We start from the raw sequence: 17,460 nt of genomic DNA, 5'->3' as shown, positions 1-17,460 counted from the left end.
CCACCCGCCCCCGGGCCACGACGGCGCCCCGCCCCGACACGCCGGGGGAGGGGCGCCGTTGGCGTGGAACCACCGAACTCCGACCCGCCTCACCCGGGGCCGACGACCCCGTACGCGCCGAGGGTGGATACGATGACCAGCAACACGGTGTGTGCGCGGTCGACCGGTCCCGCCACGCAGCCACGCCCGCCTACGCGGGTCAGACCACCGCGACCGGCCACACCACGAGGGAGCGGTAACTGGTGAGCGTGCTCGACGAGATCCTCGACGGAGTACGCGCTGACCTGGCACGGCGGCAGGAGGCCCTGCCCCTGGACGCCCTCAAGGCCCGAGCCGAGTCAGCGCCCACTCCGCAGGACGCCGAGGCCGCCCTGCGCCGCCCCGGCGTCCACGTGATCGCCGAGGTCAAACGCGCCAGCCCCTCCAAGGGGCCGCTCGCGGCCATCGCCGACCCCGCCGCCCTGGCCCGCGACTACGAGGCCGGCGGCGCCACCTGGATCAGCGTCCTCACCGAGGAGCGCCGCTTCAAGGGCAGCCTCGCCGACCTGGACGCGGTCCACAAGGCCGTCGACACCCCGCTGCTGCGCAAGGACTTCGTCGTCAGCTCCTACCAGCTGTGGGAGGCCCTCGCCCACGGCGCCTCCGCCGTCCTGCTCATCGTCGCCGCACTGCCCCAGGAGGCTCTGGTCTCCCTGGTCGAGCGGGCCCGGTCGCTGGGCCTGACCCCGCTGGTCGAGGTGCACGACGAGGAGGAGGTCGCGCGTGCCCTGGACGCCGGTGCGACCGTCATCGGCGTCAACGCCCGCAACCTGAAGACCCTGGAGGTCGACCGGGACACCTTCGCCCGGCTCGCCCCCCTCATCCCCGCCGACCGCGTCAAGATCGCCGAGTCCGGGGTACGTGGCCCGCACGACCTGCTGGCCTACGCCGGAGCCGGAGCCGGTGCCGTCCTCGTCGGAGAGAGCCTCGTGCGCGGCGGCAACCCGCGTGAGGCCGTCGCCGACCTGGTGACCGCCGGCGCCCATCCCGCCCTGCGCGACCGGAACTAGCGCACCGCGATGGTGACGACGATGGCCAAGCCGCCCCGCCCCGGTCGCCGATGGCCCTAGGGAGCCCCGCACCCCACCCGCACGGGTGAGCCCCGGGTTCCCGAAACCGCGTTGCCCCAACAGCCCGAAGCGCGCCGCCCACCGCGGCGCACGGCCGGTCGGCGCGCGGGCCCCGAGGCCGTGCCCGGGGCGCGCACCGCGGTCGGCCCCGTACCAGGAGACCCATCCATGAGCCACGACCAACCCGTGCCCGACGCGCGCGGGCACTACGGCCGCTACGGCGGCAGGTTCGCTCCCGAGGCGCTCATCGCCGCCCTCGACGAGGTCGAGGCCGAGTGGGACAAGGCCCGCCAGGACCCCGACTACCTCGCCGAACTCGACGAGCTCCTGCGCAGCTACACCGGCCGTCCCAGCCCGCTCACCGACGCCCGCAACTTCTCGGAGCACTGCGGCGGGGCGCGGATCCTCCTCAAGCGCGAGGACCTCAACCACACCGGCTCGCACAAGATCAACAACGTGCTCGGCCAGGCCCTGCTCACCAAGCGCATGGGCAAGACCCGCGTCATCGCCGAGACCGGCGCCGGACAGCACGGCGTGGCCACCGCCACCGCCTGCGCCCTGCTCGGCCTCGAGTGCGTCATCTACATGGGCGAGGAGGACACCCGGCGCCAGGCGCTCAACGTCGCCCGCATGCGCCTGCTCGGCGCCGAGGTCGTCCCCGTCACCATCGGCAGCCGAACGCTCAAGGACGCCATCAACGAGGCGTTCCGCGACTGGGTGGCCAACGTCGACCGCACCCACTACCTGTTCGGCACCGTCGCGGGCCCGCACCCCTTCCCCAAGCTCGTGCGCGACCTGCACTTCGTCGTCGGCAAGGAGGCCCGCGCCCAGGTCCTGGAGCTCACCGGGAAGCTGCCCGACGCGGTCGCCGCGTGCGTGGGCGGCGGCTCCAACGCCATCGCGATCTTCGCGGCCTTCATCCCCGACGAGTCCGTCGCGCTGTACGGGTTCGAGGCCGGGGGCGACGGCGCACAGACCACCCGGACCGCCGCCTCCATCACCGCGGGCAGCCCCGGCGTCTTCCACGGCGCACGCACCTACGTGCTCCAGGACGAGTTCGGGCAGACCCTGCCCAGCCACTCCATCTCCGCCGGGCTGGACTACCCGGCCGTGGGCCCCGAGCACGCCCACCTCGCCGACACCGGGCGAGCCGCCTACGAACCCATCACCGACGCCGAGGCCATGGAGGCCTTCCGGCTGCTGTGCCGCACCGAGGGCATCATCCCGGCCATCGAGAGCGCGCACGCCCTGGCCGGAGCCCGCAAGCTCGGCGAGCGCCTCGGCCCCGACGCCGTCATCCTGGTCAACCTGTCCGGGCGCGGCGACAAGGACGTCGACACCGCGGCGACCTACTTCGGTCTCGTGGACCCGGAGGGACAGCGATGACGACCACCGCCCTGCGCACCACCCTGGCCGCGGCCCACGAGGCCGGCCGGGCCGCGCTCATCGGCTACCTTCCCGCGGGCTTCCCCGACGTCGCCTCCTCGATCCGGGTCATCGAGGCCATGGTCGAGGGCGGCTGCGACGTCATCGAGGTCGGCCTGCCCTACTCCGACCCGATGATGGACGGCCCCACCATCCAGCGGGCCGCCGACCGCGCCCTGTCCGCCGGAACCACCACCGAGGACGTGTTCCGCGTCGTCGAGGCCACCGCCGCGACCGGCGCCGCCGCCGTGGTCATGTCCTACTGGAACCCGATCGAACGCTACGGCGTCGACCGGTTCGCCGAGCGGCTCGCCAAGGCGGGCGGCGCCGGGGTGATCACCCCCGACCTCATCCCGGAGGAGGCCGACGCCTGGGTCGCGGCCTCCGACGCCGCCGGGCTCGACCGGATCTTCCTCGTCGCGCCCTCCTCCACCGACCGGCGCCTGGCCCTGACCACCGACGCGTGCACCGGCTTCGTGTACGCGGCCTCGCTCATGGGCGTCACCGGCACCCGCACCCAGGTCGCCGACACCGCGGAGACCCTCGTGCGGCGCACCCGGGAGGTGACCGGCGCCTCCGGCCTGCCGGTCTGCGTCGGCCTGGGCATCTCCACCGGCGCCCAGGCGGCCGAGGTCGCCGCCTACGCCGACGGCGTGATCGTGGGCGCCGGGTTCTGCCAGCGCGTCCTGGACGCGCCCGACCTGGAGACCGGGCTCATCGCGGTCCGCTCCTTCGCCGAGGAACTCGCGGCGGGGGTGCGCTCGCGCGGCTGACACCGCTCCGACCACGACGGTGGGCCGTCCCCGGCAGCGGGGGCGGCCCACCGTCGTCGTGCCGGAGCCGCCCGGAGCGGACCGCGGGTCAGGCCCCGATCATGGAACGGGGTGAGAAGGGTGAGAATCCGGTGAGAGAGCGGTCTTGATCTCCCGTGGGACGCCTGATCGGCCCGGGCGGGTGGTGAGATGGGAGACCAGGGGACATGACGCCGGGTGTCCAGGTGGAACGGATTGTCCACAGCCCAGCGTGACGAGTCGCCCACAACGAGTAGGATCTGTGGTGTCACTCTGAGAGACACACCACGTACCGCACGTCACCTGACCGACCGCTCCGCCACCTCCCGAAGGCCTGACACGATGGACACAGCCGAGACGACCTCCGCACCGCCCGCCCGCGACCGCACCCCCCGCTGGCGGACCGTCCAACCCTGGCTCACGCTGGCCTGCAGGGTGGGGCTCGCGGCGGTCCTCATCACCGCCGCCGTGAGCAAGTACCCGCCCGCGCTGTCGGTCCAGGCGGTCGAGGCCTACGACCTCTTCCCGACCGACCTCGCCCGGCTCATCGGGTACACCCTGCCCCTGTTCGAACTCGCGCTCGCCGTCCTGCTCCTGGTCGGACTCGCCACCCGCTACACCGCGGCCGCCACCACCGTGCTCATGGTCGTGTTCATCGCGGGCATCGTCTCGGCCATGGCCCGCGGACTGAGCATCGACTGCGGATGCTTCGGCGGCGGCGGACAGGTCGACCCGGAGGAGACCACCTACGGCCTGTCCATCGCGCGTGACATCGGCTTCGCGGCCCTGGGCGCGTTCATCGCGATCTGGCCGCGATCACCCTTCGCCCTCGACCGCCCCCTGGGGCTGTTCCGGTGACCCCGGACACCCCCGCGTCGGTCGACCACGTCCAGTAGCAGAAGAAGGAAGCAATCATGGGGAGTGCAGCCCGCCAGCGTTCTCGCGAGCGGCTCAAGGAGCAGCGGGAGAAGGACAAGCGCAAGGCCGCGCGGATGCGTACCCTCGCCGTCGTGGGGGCCGCCGCCGGTGTGGTGATCCTCATCGTCGGGATCGGATACGCCATCCTCAACTCCGACCGCAGCGGCTCGGAGTTCGACGGCGCCCTCGCCCCGCAGGTCGTCCAGGAGGACGGCAGCGTCGTCATGGCCCAGTCGGGGGTCCAGGCGCCCGTCGTCGAGGTCTACGCCGACTACCAGTGCCCCGCCTGCCGCCAGTTCGAGCTGCTCAACGGCGACGTCCTCAAGGAGACCGCCGCCGCGGGCGAGGCCATCGTCCACTTCCGCCCGGTGAGCATCTTCGCCCAGCAGCCAGTGCCGATCAGCAGCAACTCCCTGCGCGCCGGAGCCGCCGCCCGCGCCGCGGCAGACCACGGCGTCTTCGTCGAGTTCAACGACCTGCTCTTCGAGAACCAGCCCACCGAGGGCGAGGCCGGGTTCACCACCGACGAACTCAAGGAGTGGTTCCGCGAGACCGGCGCCTCCGAGGGGGCCGCCACCGCCTTCGACGAACGCATCGACTCCGAGGCCGCCGTCGTCACCCGGTTCACCGAGGACTACCTGCCCGCCCTGACCGAGGACGCCGTCGAACAGATCGGCCAGGAGAACCTCGCCACCATGGTCCTGAGCGACCTGCTGGCCTGGGGCGCCGAGAACGGACACGACCCGTCCTTCCTGGACGGGACCTACACGGGCGAGATCATCGACGCCACCGGGACGGCCTACACTCGCTACAGCGGAGACAACGCGTTCCGCGCCACACCCTCCGTGTACATCAACGGTGAGCTGCTCGACAACAGCACCACCATGACGGTCCGCGGCCTCAACGGAGCGATCGAGGACGCGAGCGCCGGCGAGGTCCAGACCGAGCCGTTGGCCGACGGGGGTGGCGCGGAGTAGCCACCCAACACACCCCCGCGTGCGGGGCGAACCCGAGAGCAGAGAAGTGACTTTGTCGTCGACAGCTTCCGAGGGCGCGGCCGAGCTCGGCCGCGCCCTCGCGGCCATCCCCAGTCCCCAGGTGAACTCGATCCCCATCGGTCCGCTGGAGATCCACTTCTACGCCCTGTGCATCCTCGCGGGTGTGATAGTCGCGGTGTTCTGGAGTGAGCACCGCTGGGCGGCGATGGGGGGTGAGAAGGGCACCATCCTCGACATGGCCGTGTGGGCGGTCATCCTCGGACTGATCGGCGGTCGCCTCTACCACGTCATCAGCGACGCCCAGCTGTACTTCGCGCCCGGCCGCGAACCCATCCGCGCCCTGTTCGTCTGGGAGGGCGGCCTCGGCATCTGGGGCGCGATCCCCATGGGCGCGCTCGGTGTGTGGCTCGTCGCGCGCAAGCGCGGACTGTCGATGTCCAAGCTGTCCTTCGCCATCGCCCCCGCGCTGCCCCTCGCCCAGGCGATCGGCCGTTGGGGCAACTACTTCAACCAGGAGCTCTTCGGCCGCCCCACCGACCTGCCGTGGGCCCTGGAGATCTACCCCTACCCCGAGGGCGGGCTCCGCCAGGGCATGCTCCCCGGCGAGACCACCTACCACCCCACCTTCCTCTACGAGTCCCTCTGGTGCCTGGGCCTGGCCGTCCTGCTCGCCTACCTGGGCCGCCGCTACGAGGACAAGCTCCAGGGCGGGCGCCTCTTCGCCCTCTACGTCATGGGCTACTGCGCGGGCCGTTTCTGGATCGAGTACCTGCGCATCGACCCGGCCAACGACTTCTTCGGCATGCGCCTGAACAACTGGACCTCCATCGCGGTCTTCCTCGGCGCCCTGGCCTACTTCGTCTGGGCCGGCCGCCGCATCGACTCGTTCTCCAGCGTCGTCGTCCCGCACGGCCACGACGCGGGCACCCAGGTGATCGGCGCCACGGCCAAGGACGAGACCGTCGACGACAGCACCGTCTACAGTGCCGTGGAGTCCGAGGAACCGGCTCGCGACTCCGCGACCTCGGACTCCACCGAGGCGGGCACGGAATACCACCCCAGCCCCGAACGATCTAGTAGCGAGGGCTCCGCGGAGGACGACGCCGAGGACACGGGAACGGACTCCGGGCCGAAGCCCCAGTAGGGTCACCGGTCTGACGGTCGGCCGGACACGTCCGGCCAGACCGCGCGGTGCGCCCCGTTCCCACCGATCAGACCACGGGTTGACGATTGAGAAGGACCGTGAGCAGAGCTGAGTCCGGTCACCGCCGGAGAAGTCGCCGCGGCGGTCGGCGCCGCGTAGAGGACACCCACGTCGAGGAGTACGCCGAGGACCAGGGCCAGGACGCCGTCCGCGAGGACGACTACGACCCGGACGAGGACTTCTCCGCCGAGTACGGCCACACGCACACCCGTGCCGAGGCCGGCACCGGGCACGACGTGTACGACGACGAGGAGTACGACGACACCGCGTCCGAGGACGACGACACCGGGGGGCGGCGCTCCGGCGGCTCCCGCCGGAGGAAGGACGCGGGCGGCCGCGGCGCCGCGAACAGGCGCGCGGGCGTCGACCGCGTCTCCGCCTTCTCCGCCGCCGCGATCAAGCGTGTCTCGGTCCTGGGCGACCGGCCCAACCAGATCGTCTACACGCTCGCCGAACAGAGCAAGCGCAAGCGCGGAACCGCCGTCCTGGGCACCCTCATGGGCGCCTTCGGCGTCGCGCTCGTCGCCCTTCTCGGACTGTTGCTCTACCAACTGTTCAGCCCCGGCGGCGGCGCGCTCGCCCAGGGCGAGAACAGCATCGTCGCCCCGCCGGAGGGCCACGGGACGCTCACACCCGAGCAGTTCCTGCTGGGCGCCAACCTCGAGGACACCTTCGGCCCCATCGACGCGCGCCCCGAGGGCGCCGAGCCGATGACCGAGGACCTCGTCTTCGGCGAAGCCGAGGAGACCGAGGTCAACGGGATGGAACTCACCCTCGGCGAGAGCCGGGTCACCGACTCGTGCACCTCGCTCGTGTGGGGCGAGGACCTCGGACAGAGCCTGATCGACGCCAACTGCTCCGGCGCCGCCACCGGTGTCTACACCGACTCCGACGAGGAGTACGTCGCCCAGGTGGTCCTGTTCGACCTGGTCGACGCCGAGGGCGCCACCCAGGTGGCCCAGGCCCTGGACCCGAACAACACCGAGACCGGCGCCGGGTTCCTGCTGGCCGACACCGGCGACGTGCCCGGGCTGCAGGAGGGCTACAGCCAGGCCTCCACGCAGGTCATGGGCCACTACCTGGCCGTGTCCTGGGTCGCGCGCACCGACGGCTCCCCGCCCGGGGACGACACCGACATGGCGTCGGTGAGCGTCGCCGCGATGGGCACCGTGCTGCTTCCCTACGAGGAGGTCGTCGCGAGGACCCAGGCGGAGGAGTGAGCGCCGTCCGGGGGCGTCGGACACCCCCGATAGGATCGCGACGGATCGACCCGCGCGGGGGCGCCTTCGGGCGCCCCCATGCCGTCCGGTGGGCCGGTGCCCACGCACCGCCCGGCCCGTGCGCGCGGCCCTCGATCTGACCGTCGACGTCCAGACTTTCGAGGCCCGATGTACCCGGAACCCAACAGGCGATCCCTTCCCCCGGCCGCCGCGCAAGAACCAGCCCGAGCACCGGCGTCCGGCACCACGGCGAACCGCACCCGGGACGGCGACCCCGACGGGGCGCCGGACGGGCCGAGCACGCGCTCGGGCGGCCGCCGTCGCGGGGGCGGCCGACGCAAGCGGGAGCCGCGCCGCCGCGGTCCCCTCCTGCTGGTCGTCCTGGCCGTCGTCGTCGCCCTGGCGCTGGTCGGCGTCGGCGCCGTGCTCTTCCTGCGGTCGTCCGACGACGGGGGAGGGGGCGCCGCGCCCGTCCAGACGCGCCCGGCCGCCTACACCGTCCGCGACATCGGTGACGGCAGCAGCGTGAACGAGGTGCTCGCCTCCCGCGAGGACGACAGCCTCCCGCTCAACGAGAGCGAGCTGTTCGAGGGACGCAACGCGGAGATCGCCAACGCCGACGAGACCATCGTGTTCACCCTCAGGGACTCGGACCTGGCCGAGGACTGCTCGACGGCGGTGTGGGGCCAGGACCTCGCCGACGCCGTCGCGGACGCCGGGTGCACCCAGGTCGGCCGGGCGGCCTACGTGTCGGAGACCTACTTCGCCGTCACCGCCGTGTTCAACCTCGCCGACGTCGAGGCCAGCCGCACGCTCGCCGCCACCATGGTCGACCCCGAGGACGCCGCCGAGGGCGGGGCGGCCGACAACGCCGCCGTCCGCGGGTTCGTGCTCGCCCCGTCCGGAGCCGACCCCTTCGACCGCCTGGGCGAGGGGTACAGCGCCAGTGACGCGATCGTCAGCGGCCACTACCTCATCGTGGTCTGGGTCCAGCCCACCGCATCCGCATCGGTGGACGACCGGGTCAGCCTGGCCGGACCGCTCGTGGCGCTGGCCAACGTCAACGACCCGCTGCTGCGCAGGGTCGGATGGGTCAGGGACGGCAGCACCGACGAGGGCACCGACACCACCGGGACCACGGGCACCGACACCACCGGGACCGACACCACCGGGACCGCGGGAACGGACACCACCGGGACGACCGGCACGAACTAGGCGGGCGGACCGACCACGAAGGCCGGCGGCACCCACCCCGCCGGGCACACGCGGGGCCCGGGAGGACGACCTCCCGGGCCCCGCACGCGTTCACCCCTCCTCGGACTCCACGCGCTGGACCAGCCCCTCCACCACACCGCGCAGCTCGGCCAGCCGGTGCCCCGGCAGATCCAACAGCGTGTGCCCCGACAGCCACCCCGGCGTCGACGCCACCGCGTGCCGTGACGTGCGCTTGTTGGTCGGCCGCCCCATCCACGCCGCGACCTCGGTCAGCCCGCCGCGCAGCGTCGCCCGCAGCACCCCGTGCGCGCGCTCCTGCGCGTGGACCAGGAGGCGGTCCACCGCCGACCCCGCCTCCGGGCGCCGCGTGAACCGCACCGCCGTCAGGTTCCGTGCCCCGAACCCCCGCAGGAACCGCACCTCGAACCGCGGCTCCACCATCGCGCGCAGCGCCCGCTGCCCCGCCTCGTCCCGCACGGCCGCGGAGGCGGACGGCACCAGCGCGTACACGGTGTCCGAGGCCGCCGCCAGCGCCGCCCGCGCCACCAGCCGCTCCCACCCGGCGGTGAGGTTGACCACCGCGTGCTCCGTCGCCGAGGTCGGCGCCCCCATCCACGTCGACAGCCGAACCCGCCCAGCGCCCGCGGCGACGTCCTTGGGCCACTCACCGACCAGGGTCAGCGCCCGCGCGTCCGCCGTGCCGCCCAGATCCTCCAGCACCGCCCCGACCACCGCCTCCGCCCGCTCGGCGTCCAGGCCGCCCCGCGCCTCCTTGGCGTTGACCCCCTGGCTGTACACCCGCGCGGCGTCCCCCGACGGCGCGGGCGCGGTCCGCGACAGCGGCCGAAGGACGTACAGGTCCGAGGCGGCGCCGATCGACTCGGCCCCGTGGTAGCGGTTGAAGTCCGGCCAGACCGCCTCCACCAACAGGTCCAACCGCACCATCCGCGCCTGCGTCGCCGCCGCCAACCGCGGAGTGGTCTCACTGGCCCCGTAGGCCACCAGCACCCGGCCCCGCCGCGGATCGGCCATCCCCTCCAGGCCCCGCCGGACGAACAGCTCCACCCCGTCCGGGGTGTACGGCGGATCGGTGAAGACCACGTCCGCGCCGCCGCGCAACGGCGACGGAAGACCCAGCCGCAGGTCCGCGAAGTGCGTGCGCACCGGCAGCTCCTCGCGCTCGGCCACGGCGTCGATGTGCGCCAGCACCCGCTCGTCGACGTCCACGACCTCCGCACGCGCCCGGGGGCAGACCAACGTCAGCGCCAGCGCCGTCAGGTCGTGGTCGCCCACGCACAGCAGCACCCTGTCCTCGAGGTCGAACCGGGTGGACAGGAACAGCGCGCGCCGCAGCGCCGTCTCCGCGGTCGCCGCCACGTGGTCCAGGTCCGGATCGGACGCGGGCCCCTCGGCCACCGCCCGCGTGAGCACCGCGCCCGCGCGGGCGTACCTCGGCAGGAGGTGGGCCACCGGGTCGGCGAGATCGTCGGCGGCCGCGCCCCGGTAGTCGGCCGGGTGGGCCAGGCGCACCCGGCGCCGCCCGTCCCCCGACTCGGTGTCGAGCTCCTCGGCCTCGTCCAGGGACCGGAGCACGGCCGCCACGACCGCGTGGGCGACCCCGGTGGCGCGCACGAGGTCGTTGGCGCTCCACCACCGGCCGTCCGAGAGCAGCGCCAGCACGCGGCGGATCCGCGGCGCGTCCACGCCCTGCTCGACCAGTAGTCGCAGTGCCGCCTGGGGCAACGGGTCGGAGCGCTCTGAGGCGACCGGAGCCGGTGCCCGTGAGAGGGAGGCGGTCGGGTGCGCGTGCGCGGCGCCGGGGCCGTCCGCGCCGGGGGAAGTCGGGTGTCCTGCCATGCCCCGATCGTCCCACGTGCGGGCGGTGCGGATGGAATCGCAGGTCAGGGCGGTTCATGGTGGATGAGGGAGATATCACTCACCAGCGTGCGCGGGAGCCCTTGGAGCGGGCGTTAACACCGGGGTAATGTGGGTGTGCGGAGCGCCACGTTCGCGAGCCGGAGTGGGGGATCCCCGACCACCAGTCGGGGTTTTGGCCGCTTTGGGAGGTTTAGCAGGGTTCCCGCGTGGAAGAACGGCTAGGCCAGCCCTCATCGGAGGACAGCTCCGAGAGGGACCCGTGCCGCCTCCCGCAAGGAGGCACGACTCTTCCGAGAGGGCGCACCGCAGCTCCCTCTGGTCTAGACCTGCGATTCGCATCGCGGCGGGACCAGCGTGTATAAGAGAACCTCCCGCAACGGGTGACCATCCGCACCGCGGCCACGAGGACGTGGCCGACCCGACGGCAGCGGACACCGGCCACCCGCCCAGCGGGCACCGGCCGCGAACCGGCCGCACAACTTCATTACCGACGCAGCAGGGCCAATGTCGTCCCGGATGCGCTTTTCACGAAGCCGACGAAAGACGACAGGAGGGTAGATGCCTGCTGCTCAGGTGCGGCGTTCGTCCGTCCGAACGAACGCGGAAACCACGTCCCAGGGCCTGTACGACCCCGCCTTCGAGCACGACGCCTGCGGTGTGGGCTTCGTCGCCGACCTCAACGGCCGACGCAGCCACGACATCGTCCAGAAGGCGCTCACCGTCCTCCGCAACCTCGACCACCGAGGCGCCTCCGGGGCCGACCCCGACGACGGTGACGGTGCGGGCATCCTCACCCAGATCCCGCACGAGCTCTACACCGAGGTCTGCGACTTCGACCTGCCCGACGCTGGCGCCTACGCCACCGGCATCGCCTTCCTGCCCGCCGACGCCGCCGACCGCGCCGACGCCGTCGCGCGCATCGACGCCATCGTCGCCGACGAGGGCCTGACCGTCCTCGGCTGGCGCGAACTGCCCTTCGAACCGCAGTACTGCGGCCCCGCCGCGCGCGAGGCCATGCCCTCCTTCGGCCAGCTCTTCGTCGCGGGCACCCCCGGCACCCCCACCGAGGCCCTCACCGGCATCGCCCTGGAGCGCTACGCCTACTGCGTCCGCAAGCGCGCCGAGCACGAGACCGACGTCTACTTCCCGAGCCTGTCCCCGCGCACCATCGCCTACAAGGGCATGCTCACCACCCCGCAGCTGGAGCCGTTCTTCCCCGACCTGTCCGACCGGCGCTACACCTCCGGCCTGGCCCTGGTCCACTCCCGGTTCTCCACCAACACCTTCCCGTCCTGGCCGCTCGCCCACCCGTTCCGCTACGTCGCGCACAACGGCGAGATCAACACCGTCAAGGGCAACCGGAACATGATGCGGGCGCGCGAGGCCAAGCTCGCCACCGACCTCATCCCCGGCGACCTCGACCGGATCTTCCCCATCGTCGACCCCGACGACTCCGACACCGCCTCGCTCGACGACGCCCTCGAACTGCTCCACCTGGGCGGACGCTCGCTCCCGCACGCGGTGCTCATGATGGTCCCCGAACCCTGGGAGAACCACACCGAGATGGACCCGGCCGTCCGGGCCTTCTACGAGTTCCACTCCACCCTCATGGAGCCCTGGGACGGACCCGCCTCGGTCACCTTCACCGACGGCACCGTCGTCGGCGCCGTCCTCGACCGCAACGGACTGCGCCCCGGCCGCTACTGGGTCACCGACGACGGCCTCGTCGTCCTGGCCAGCGAGGCCGGCGTCCTCGACATCGACCCGGCCGCCGTCGTCCGCAAGGGACGCCTCCAGCCCGGCCGCATCTTCGTCGTGGACACCGACCAGGGCCGCATCATCGAGGACGAGGAGATCAAGGCCGAACTCGCCGCCGAACACCCCTACCAGGAGTGGATCGACGCCGGCCTCGTCCGCCTCGGCGACCTGCCCGACGCGGAGCCCGCCCCGGTCACCGAACTCAACCTCGCCCAGCAGGTGTTCGGCTACACCGAGGAGGAACTGCGCGTCATCCTCACCCCGATGGCCCGCACCGGCGCCGAACCCATCGGATCCATGGGCACCGACACCCCCGTCGCCGCCCTCTCCGCACGGTCCCGCCAGCTCTTCGACTACTTCTCGCAGAACTTCGCGCAGGTCACCAACCCGCCGCTGGACGCCATCCGCGAGGAGATGGTCACCAGCCTCAACACCCTGCTCGGAGCCGAGGGCAACCTCCTCAAGGCCGAAGTGGGCGACACCCGGCGCCTCGTCCTGCCCACACCCGTGGTCGACCAGGCCCAACTCGCCGCCATCGTCGAGGCCGGCACCGCCAACCCCGCCCTGCGCACCTTCGCCGTCGACGGCACCTACCCCGTCGACGGCGGCGGCGACGCGCTCTCCGAACGCCTCGACCAGATCAACGCCGAGGTGTCCCAGGCCATCGCCGACGGCGCCCGCATCCTCGTGCTCAGCGACCGCCGCGCCGACGCCACACGCGCGCCCGTCCCGTCGCTGCTGCTCACCGGCTCCGTCCACCACCACCTCGTGCGCGAGAAGACCCGCACCGAGGTCGGCCTGCTCATCGAGGCCGCCGACGTGCGCGAATGCCACCACGTCGCGCTCCTCATCGGCTACGGCGCCTCGGCCGTCAACCCGTACCTGGCCCTGGCCACCGTCCAGGACCTCGTCGAACGCGGCGTCATCGGCGGCATCGACGCCGACCAGGCCGTCCGCAACACCGTCAAGGCGTTCGGCAAGGGCGTCCTGAAGATCATGTCCAAGATCGGCGTGTCCACGGTCAGCTCCTACACCGGCGCGCAGATCTTCGAGGCCCTCGGCCTCGGACAGGACGTCATCGACCGGTGCTTCACCGGCACCACCTCCCGCCTGGGCGGCGTCGGCTTCGACGTCCTCGCCGAGGAGGTCGCCATCCGCCACCGCCGCGCCCACGCCGCCAACGGCAACGCCCACCGGCGCCTGGAGGTCGGCGGCGAGTACCAGTGGCGCCGCGAGGGCGAACCGCACCTGTTCAACCCCGAGACCGTCTTCAAGCTCCAGCACTCCACCCGCACCCGCCGGTACGAGATCTTCAAGGAGTACACCTCCAAGATCGACGACCAGTCGCGGGAGCTCATGACCCTGCGCGGACTCTTCCGCCTCAAGGAGGGCGTGCGCGAGCCCGTCCCCGTCGACGAGGTCGAGCCCGTCTCCGCCATCGTCAAGCGCTTCTCCACCGGCGCCATGTCCTACGGCTCCATCTCCGCCGAGGCACACGAGACCCTCGCCATCGCGATGAACCGCCTCGGCGGCAAGTCCAACACCGGCGAGGGCGGCGAGGACCCCGCCCGCTTCACCCCGGACGCCAACGGCGACCTGCGCCGCAGCGCCATCAAGCAGGTGGCCTCCGGCCGGTTCGGCGTGACCTCGCACTACCTCACCAACGCCGACGACATCCAGATCAAGATGGCCCAGGGCGCCAAGCCCGGCGAGGGCGGCCAGCTGCCCGGCCACAAGGTCTACCCGTGGGTGGCGCAGACCCGCCACTCCACCCCCGGCGTCGGGCTCATCTCCCCGCCGCCGCACCACGACATCTACTCCATCGAGGACCTCGCCCAGCTCATCCACGACCTCAAGAACGCGAACCCCTCCGCGCGGGTCCACGTCAAGCTGGTCTCCGAGGCGGGCGTCGGCACCGTCGCCGCCGGCGTGTCCAAGGCGCACGCCGACGTCGTGCTCATCTCCGGCCACGACGGCGGCACCGGAGCCTCCCCGCTCACCTCGCTCAAGCACGCGGGCACCCCCTGGGAACTCGGCCTCGCCGAAACCCAGCAGACCCTGCTGCTCAACGGACTGCGCGACCGCATCGTCGTCCAGGCCGACGGCCAGATGAAGACCGGCCGCGACGTCGTCATCGCCGCCCTGCTCGGCGCCGAGGAGTTCGGCTTCGCCACCGCGCCCCTCGTCGTCTCCGGCTGCGTCATGATGCGCGTGTGCCACCTCGACACCTGCCCCGTCGGCGTCGCCACCCAGAACCCGGCACTGCGCGAACGCTTCTCCGGCAAGGCCGAGTACGTCGTCAACTTCTTCGAGTTCATCGCCCAGGAGGTCCGCGAGTACCTCGCCCAGCTCGGCTTCCGCAGCCTCGACGAGGCCATCGGCTCCGTCGACCTGCTCGACACCACCGAGGCCGTCGACCACTGGAAGGCCCAGGGCCTGGACCTGTCGCCGATCCTGCACGAGGTCGAACCCTGGGCGGGCGACCACCGGCTCCAGACCCGCGGCCAGGACCACGGCCTGGAGAAGGCCCTGGACAACACCCTCATCCAGCTCGCCGAGGGAGCCCTGGACTTCGCCCAGCCGGTCACGCTCGAACTGCCCGTGCGCAACGTCAACCGCACCGTCGGCACCATGCTCGGCCACGAGGTCACCAGGCGCCACGGCGCCGACGGCCTGCCCGAGAACACCATCGACATCACCTTCACCGGCTCCGCGGGCCAGTCCTTCGGCGCGTTCGTCCCCAAGGGCGTCACCCTCCGGCTCGAAGGCGACGCCAACGACTACGTCGGCAAGGGGCTCTCCGGCGGCCGCCTCATCGTCCGCCCCGACCGGTCCTCCCAGCTCGTCGCCGAGGACCACATCATCGCGGGCAACGTCATCGGCTACGGCGCCACCTCCGGCGAGATCCTCCTGCGCGGCGTCGCCGGCGAACGCTTCTGCGTCCGCAACTCCGGCGCCACCGCCGTCGTCGAGGGCATCGGCGACCACGGCTGCGAGTACATGACCGGCGGCCGCGCCGTCATCCTCGGCCGCACCGGCCGCAACTTCGCCGCGGGCATGTCCGGAGGCGTCGCCTACGTCCTCGACCTCGACCACCACCGGGTCAACCCCGAGATGGTCGAGATCGAACCGCTCACCGACGAGGACCGCACCTTCCTCACCGGCGTCCTCACCCGCCACCGCGACGAGACCGGCTCCGCCGTCGCCGGGCGACTCCTCGCCGACGGCCCCGCCGCCCTCGACCGCATCGCCAAGGTGATGCCGCGCGACTACAAGCGGGTCCTGCTCGCCCAGGCCGAGGCCGAACGCGACGGGCGCGACGTCAACGAGGCCGTCATGGCCTCCGCGCAGTCCTGAGCGTCAGCGAACACGAAAGGAGGAACACACACCATGGCTGACCCCAAGGGTTTCCTGAAGATCACCGAACGCGAACTGCCCGCCCACCGCCCGGTGGACGTGCGCATCCAGGACTGGCGCGAGGTCCACGAGGACTTCGACCGGGGCACCGTCACCAAGCAGGCCTCGCGCTGCATGGACTGCGGCATCCCCTTCTGCCACAACGGCTGCCCGCTCGGCAACCTCATCCCCGAGTGGAACAACCTCGTCTACACCCACGACTGGGCCGAGGCGATCGAACGCCTGCACGCCACCAACAACTTCCCGGAGTTCACCGGACGGCTCTGCCCCGCCCCCTGTGAATCCGCGTGCGTGCTCGGCATCAACCAGCCCGCCGTCACCATCAAGAACGTCGAGGTCTCCATCATCGACCGCGCGTGGGAGGAGGGCTGGGTCAAGCCCCTGCCCCCCACCACCCGCACCGGCAAGAAGGTCGCCGTCGTCGGCTCCGGCCCCGCCGGACTCGCCGCCGCACAGCAGCTCACCCGCGCCGGACACGACGTCACCGTCTACGAACGGGCCGACCGCGTCGGCGGCCTCCTCCGCTACGGCATCCCCGAGTTCAAGATGGAGAAGCGGCACATCGACCGCCGCCTCGCCCAGATGACCGCCGAGGGCACCGCCTTCCGCACCGGCGTCGACGTCGGCGTGGACATCACCGTCGACCGACTCCGCGCCGACCACGACGCCGTCGTCCTCACGGGCGGGGCCACCGCATGGCGCGACCTGCCCGCCACCGGCCGCCACCTCGGCGGCATCCACCAGGCCATGGAATACCTGCCCCTGGCCAACAGGGTCCAGGAAGGCGACTACGACACACCGCCCATCACCGCCGAGGGCAAGCACGTCGTCGTCATCGGCGGCGGCGACACCGGCGCCGACTGCGTCGGCACCGCCCACCGCCAGGGCGCCGCCTCCGTCACCCAGCTCGAGATCATGCCCAAGCCGCCCGCCAAGCGGCCCGACCACCAGCCGTGGCCCACCATGCCCATGCTGTACAAGGTCACCAGCGCGCACGAGGAGGGCGGCAAGCGGATCTACTCCGTCAACACCCTCGAATTCCTCGGCGACGACAACGGCGACGTCCGCGCCCTCAAGCTCGTCGAGGTCAAGCGCACCGACAAGGGCTTCGAACCCGTCGAGGGCACCGAACGCGAGATCCCCGCCGACCTCGTCACCCTCGCCATGGGCTTCGTCGGCCCCCAGAAGGAGGGCATGATCGAACAGCTCGGCGTCGAACTCGACGGACGCGGCAACGTCGTCCGCGACGCCGACTACCAGACCACCGTCGACGGCGTCTTCTGCGCCGGGGACATGGGACGAGGCCAGTCCCTCATCGTCTGGGCCATCGCCGAGGGCCGCTCCGCCGCCGCCGGAGTCGACCGCTACCTCACCCAGACCACCACCCTGCCGGTCGCCATCCCGCCGACCGAACGACCCCTGGTCTGACCCACCCGCGGGGGGGGGGGGGGGGGGGGGGGGGGGGGGGGCGGGGGCGGGCCGCCCCCCCCCCCGGCGGCGAGCAGACACGACCCCCCACAAAAAAGC

The 17,460-nt window shown here is 72.2% G+C and carries 11 protein-coding genes; 10 read left to right on the top strand and 1 reads right to left on the bottom strand.

Annotated features, from left to right (window positions below; translation table 11 throughout):
- Nucleotides 1–242: 242 nt before the first annotated feature.
- From trpC to ACIBFB_RS11985, 8 genes are all read left to right on the top strand, one after another.
- The gene (gene trpC / locus ACIBFB_RS12020; RefSeq protein ID WP_397229103.1) at nucleotides 243–1,049 is read left to right on the top strand and encodes an indole-3-glycerol phosphate synthase TrpC; all 807 of its coding nucleotides are present in this window, start codon (nucleotides 243–245) and stop codon (nucleotides 1,047–1,049) included.
- A gap of 228 nt (nucleotides 1,050–1,277) precedes the next feature.
- Nucleotides 1,278–2,495, top strand: coding sequence for a tryptophan synthase subunit beta (gene trpB, locus ACIBFB_RS12015; RefSeq protein WP_397229101.1), 1,218 nt, complete (start codon nucleotides 1,278–1,280; stop codon nucleotides 2,493–2,495).
- Nucleotides 2,492–3,307, top strand: coding sequence for a tryptophan synthase subunit alpha (gene trpA, locus ACIBFB_RS12010; RefSeq protein WP_397229099.1), 816 nt, complete (start codon nucleotides 2,492–2,494; stop codon nucleotides 3,305–3,307). The genes trpB and trpA overlap by 4 nt, the downstream gene beginning before the upstream one ends.
- Before the next feature lie 360 nt (nucleotides 3,308–3,667).
- Entirely contained in the window at nucleotides 3,668–4,183 is a 516-nt protein-coding gene (locus tag ACIBFB_RS12005; RefSeq protein WP_397229097.1) for a MauE/DoxX family redox-associated membrane protein, read from the top strand.
- A gap of 56 nt (nucleotides 4,184–4,239) precedes the next feature.
- Nucleotides 4,240–5,220 carry a DsbA family protein gene (locus ACIBFB_RS12000; protein ID WP_397229092.1) on the top strand — a complete coding sequence of 327 codons (981 nt, stop codon included), beginning with the start codon at nucleotides 4,240–4,242 and terminating at the stop codon, nucleotides 5,218–5,220.
- Nucleotides 5,221–5,272: 52 nt separating this feature from the next.
- A complete protein-coding gene (gene lgt, locus ACIBFB_RS11995; protein WP_397229090.1) occupies nucleotides 5,273–6,385 on the top strand; it encodes a prolipoprotein diacylglyceryl transferase in 1,113 nt (370 codons plus the stop codon).
- Between the two features lie 98 nt (nucleotides 6,386–6,483).
- Complete coding sequence (locus tag ACIBFB_RS11990; protein WP_397229088.1) at nucleotides 6,484–7,665, top strand: hypothetical protein; 1,182 nt, start codon at nucleotides 6,484–6,486, stop codon at nucleotides 7,663–7,665.
- Between the two features lie 168 nt (nucleotides 7,666–7,833).
- Nucleotides 7,834–8,880, top strand: a complete 1,047-nt coding sequence (locus ACIBFB_RS11985) for a hypothetical protein (protein ID WP_397229086.1) — start codon at nucleotides 7,834–7,836, stop codon at nucleotides 8,878–8,880.
- 90 nt (nucleotides 8,881–8,970) lie between these two features.
- Here the strand turns inward: ACIBFB_RS11985 and ACIBFB_RS11980 are convergent, their stop codons facing one another.
- On the bottom strand, nucleotides 8,971–10,737 hold the full coding sequence (locus tag ACIBFB_RS11980) for a bis-aminopropyl spermidine synthase family protein (RefSeq protein ID WP_397229084.1): 1,767 nt from the start codon (nucleotides 10,735–10,737) through the stop codon (nucleotides 8,971–8,973).
- Nucleotides 10,738–11,316: 579 nt separating this feature from the next.
- On the opposite strand from ACIBFB_RS11980, the gene gltB reads away from it, so the two are divergent.
- Nucleotides 11,317–15,873, top strand: a complete 4,557-nt coding sequence (gltB, locus tag ACIBFB_RS11975) for a glutamate synthase large subunit (protein WP_397229082.1) — start codon at nucleotides 11,317–11,319, stop codon at nucleotides 15,871–15,873.
- Nucleotides 15,874–15,906: 33 nt separating this feature from the next.
- A complete protein-coding gene (locus tag ACIBFB_RS11970) occupies nucleotides 15,907–17,361 on the top strand; it encodes a glutamate synthase subunit beta (RefSeq protein ID WP_397229080.1) in 1,455 nt (484 codons plus the stop codon).
- The last annotated feature ends 99 nt before the right edge of the window (nucleotides 17,362–17,460 follow it).

Origin of the sequence: Nocardiopsis sp. NPDC050513 (genome assembly GCF_044457925.1) — a bacterium.
In the GTDB taxonomy this organism is placed as follows: domain Bacteria; phylum Actinomycetota; class Actinomycetes; order Streptosporangiales; family Streptosporangiaceae; genus Nocardiopsis.
Note: the sequence above shows the minus strand (reverse complement) of the source record. Positions and strands in the feature narration are given on the sequence as shown.

What these genes read in the sequence shown, in the direction of transcription:
- trpB (WP_397229101.1), top strand. Translation starts at nt 1,278, where the DNA reads ATGAGCCACGACCAACCCGTGCCCGACGCGCGCGGGCACTACGGCCGC.
- trpA (WP_397229099.1), top strand. Translation starts at nt 2,492, where the DNA reads ATGACGACCACCGCCCTGCGCACCACCCTGGCCGCGGCCCACGAGGCC.
- ACIBFB_RS12005 (WP_397229097.1), top strand. Translation starts at nt 3,668, where the DNA reads ATGGACACAGCCGAGACGACCTCCGCACCGCCCGCCCGCGACCGCACC.
- ACIBFB_RS12000 (WP_397229092.1), top strand. Translation starts at nt 4,240, where the DNA reads ATGGGGAGTGCAGCCCGCCAGCGTTCTCGCGAGCGGCTCAAGGAGCAG.
- ACIBFB_RS11985 (WP_397229086.1), top strand. Translation starts at nt 7,834, where the DNA reads ATGTACCCGGAACCCAACAGGCGATCCCTTCCCCCGGCCGCCGCGCAA.
- ACIBFB_RS11980 (WP_397229084.1), bottom strand. Translation starts at nt 10,737, where the DNA reads ATGGCAGGACACCCGACTTCCCCCGGCGCGGACGGCCCCGGCGCCGCG.
- gltB (WP_397229082.1), top strand. Translation starts at nt 11,317, where the DNA reads ATGCCTGCTGCTCAGGTGCGGCGTTCGTCCGTCCGAACGAACGCGGAA.
- ACIBFB_RS11970 (WP_397229080.1), top strand. Translation starts at nt 15,907, where the DNA reads ATGGCTGACCCCAAGGGTTTCCTGAAGATCACCGAACGCGAACTGCCC.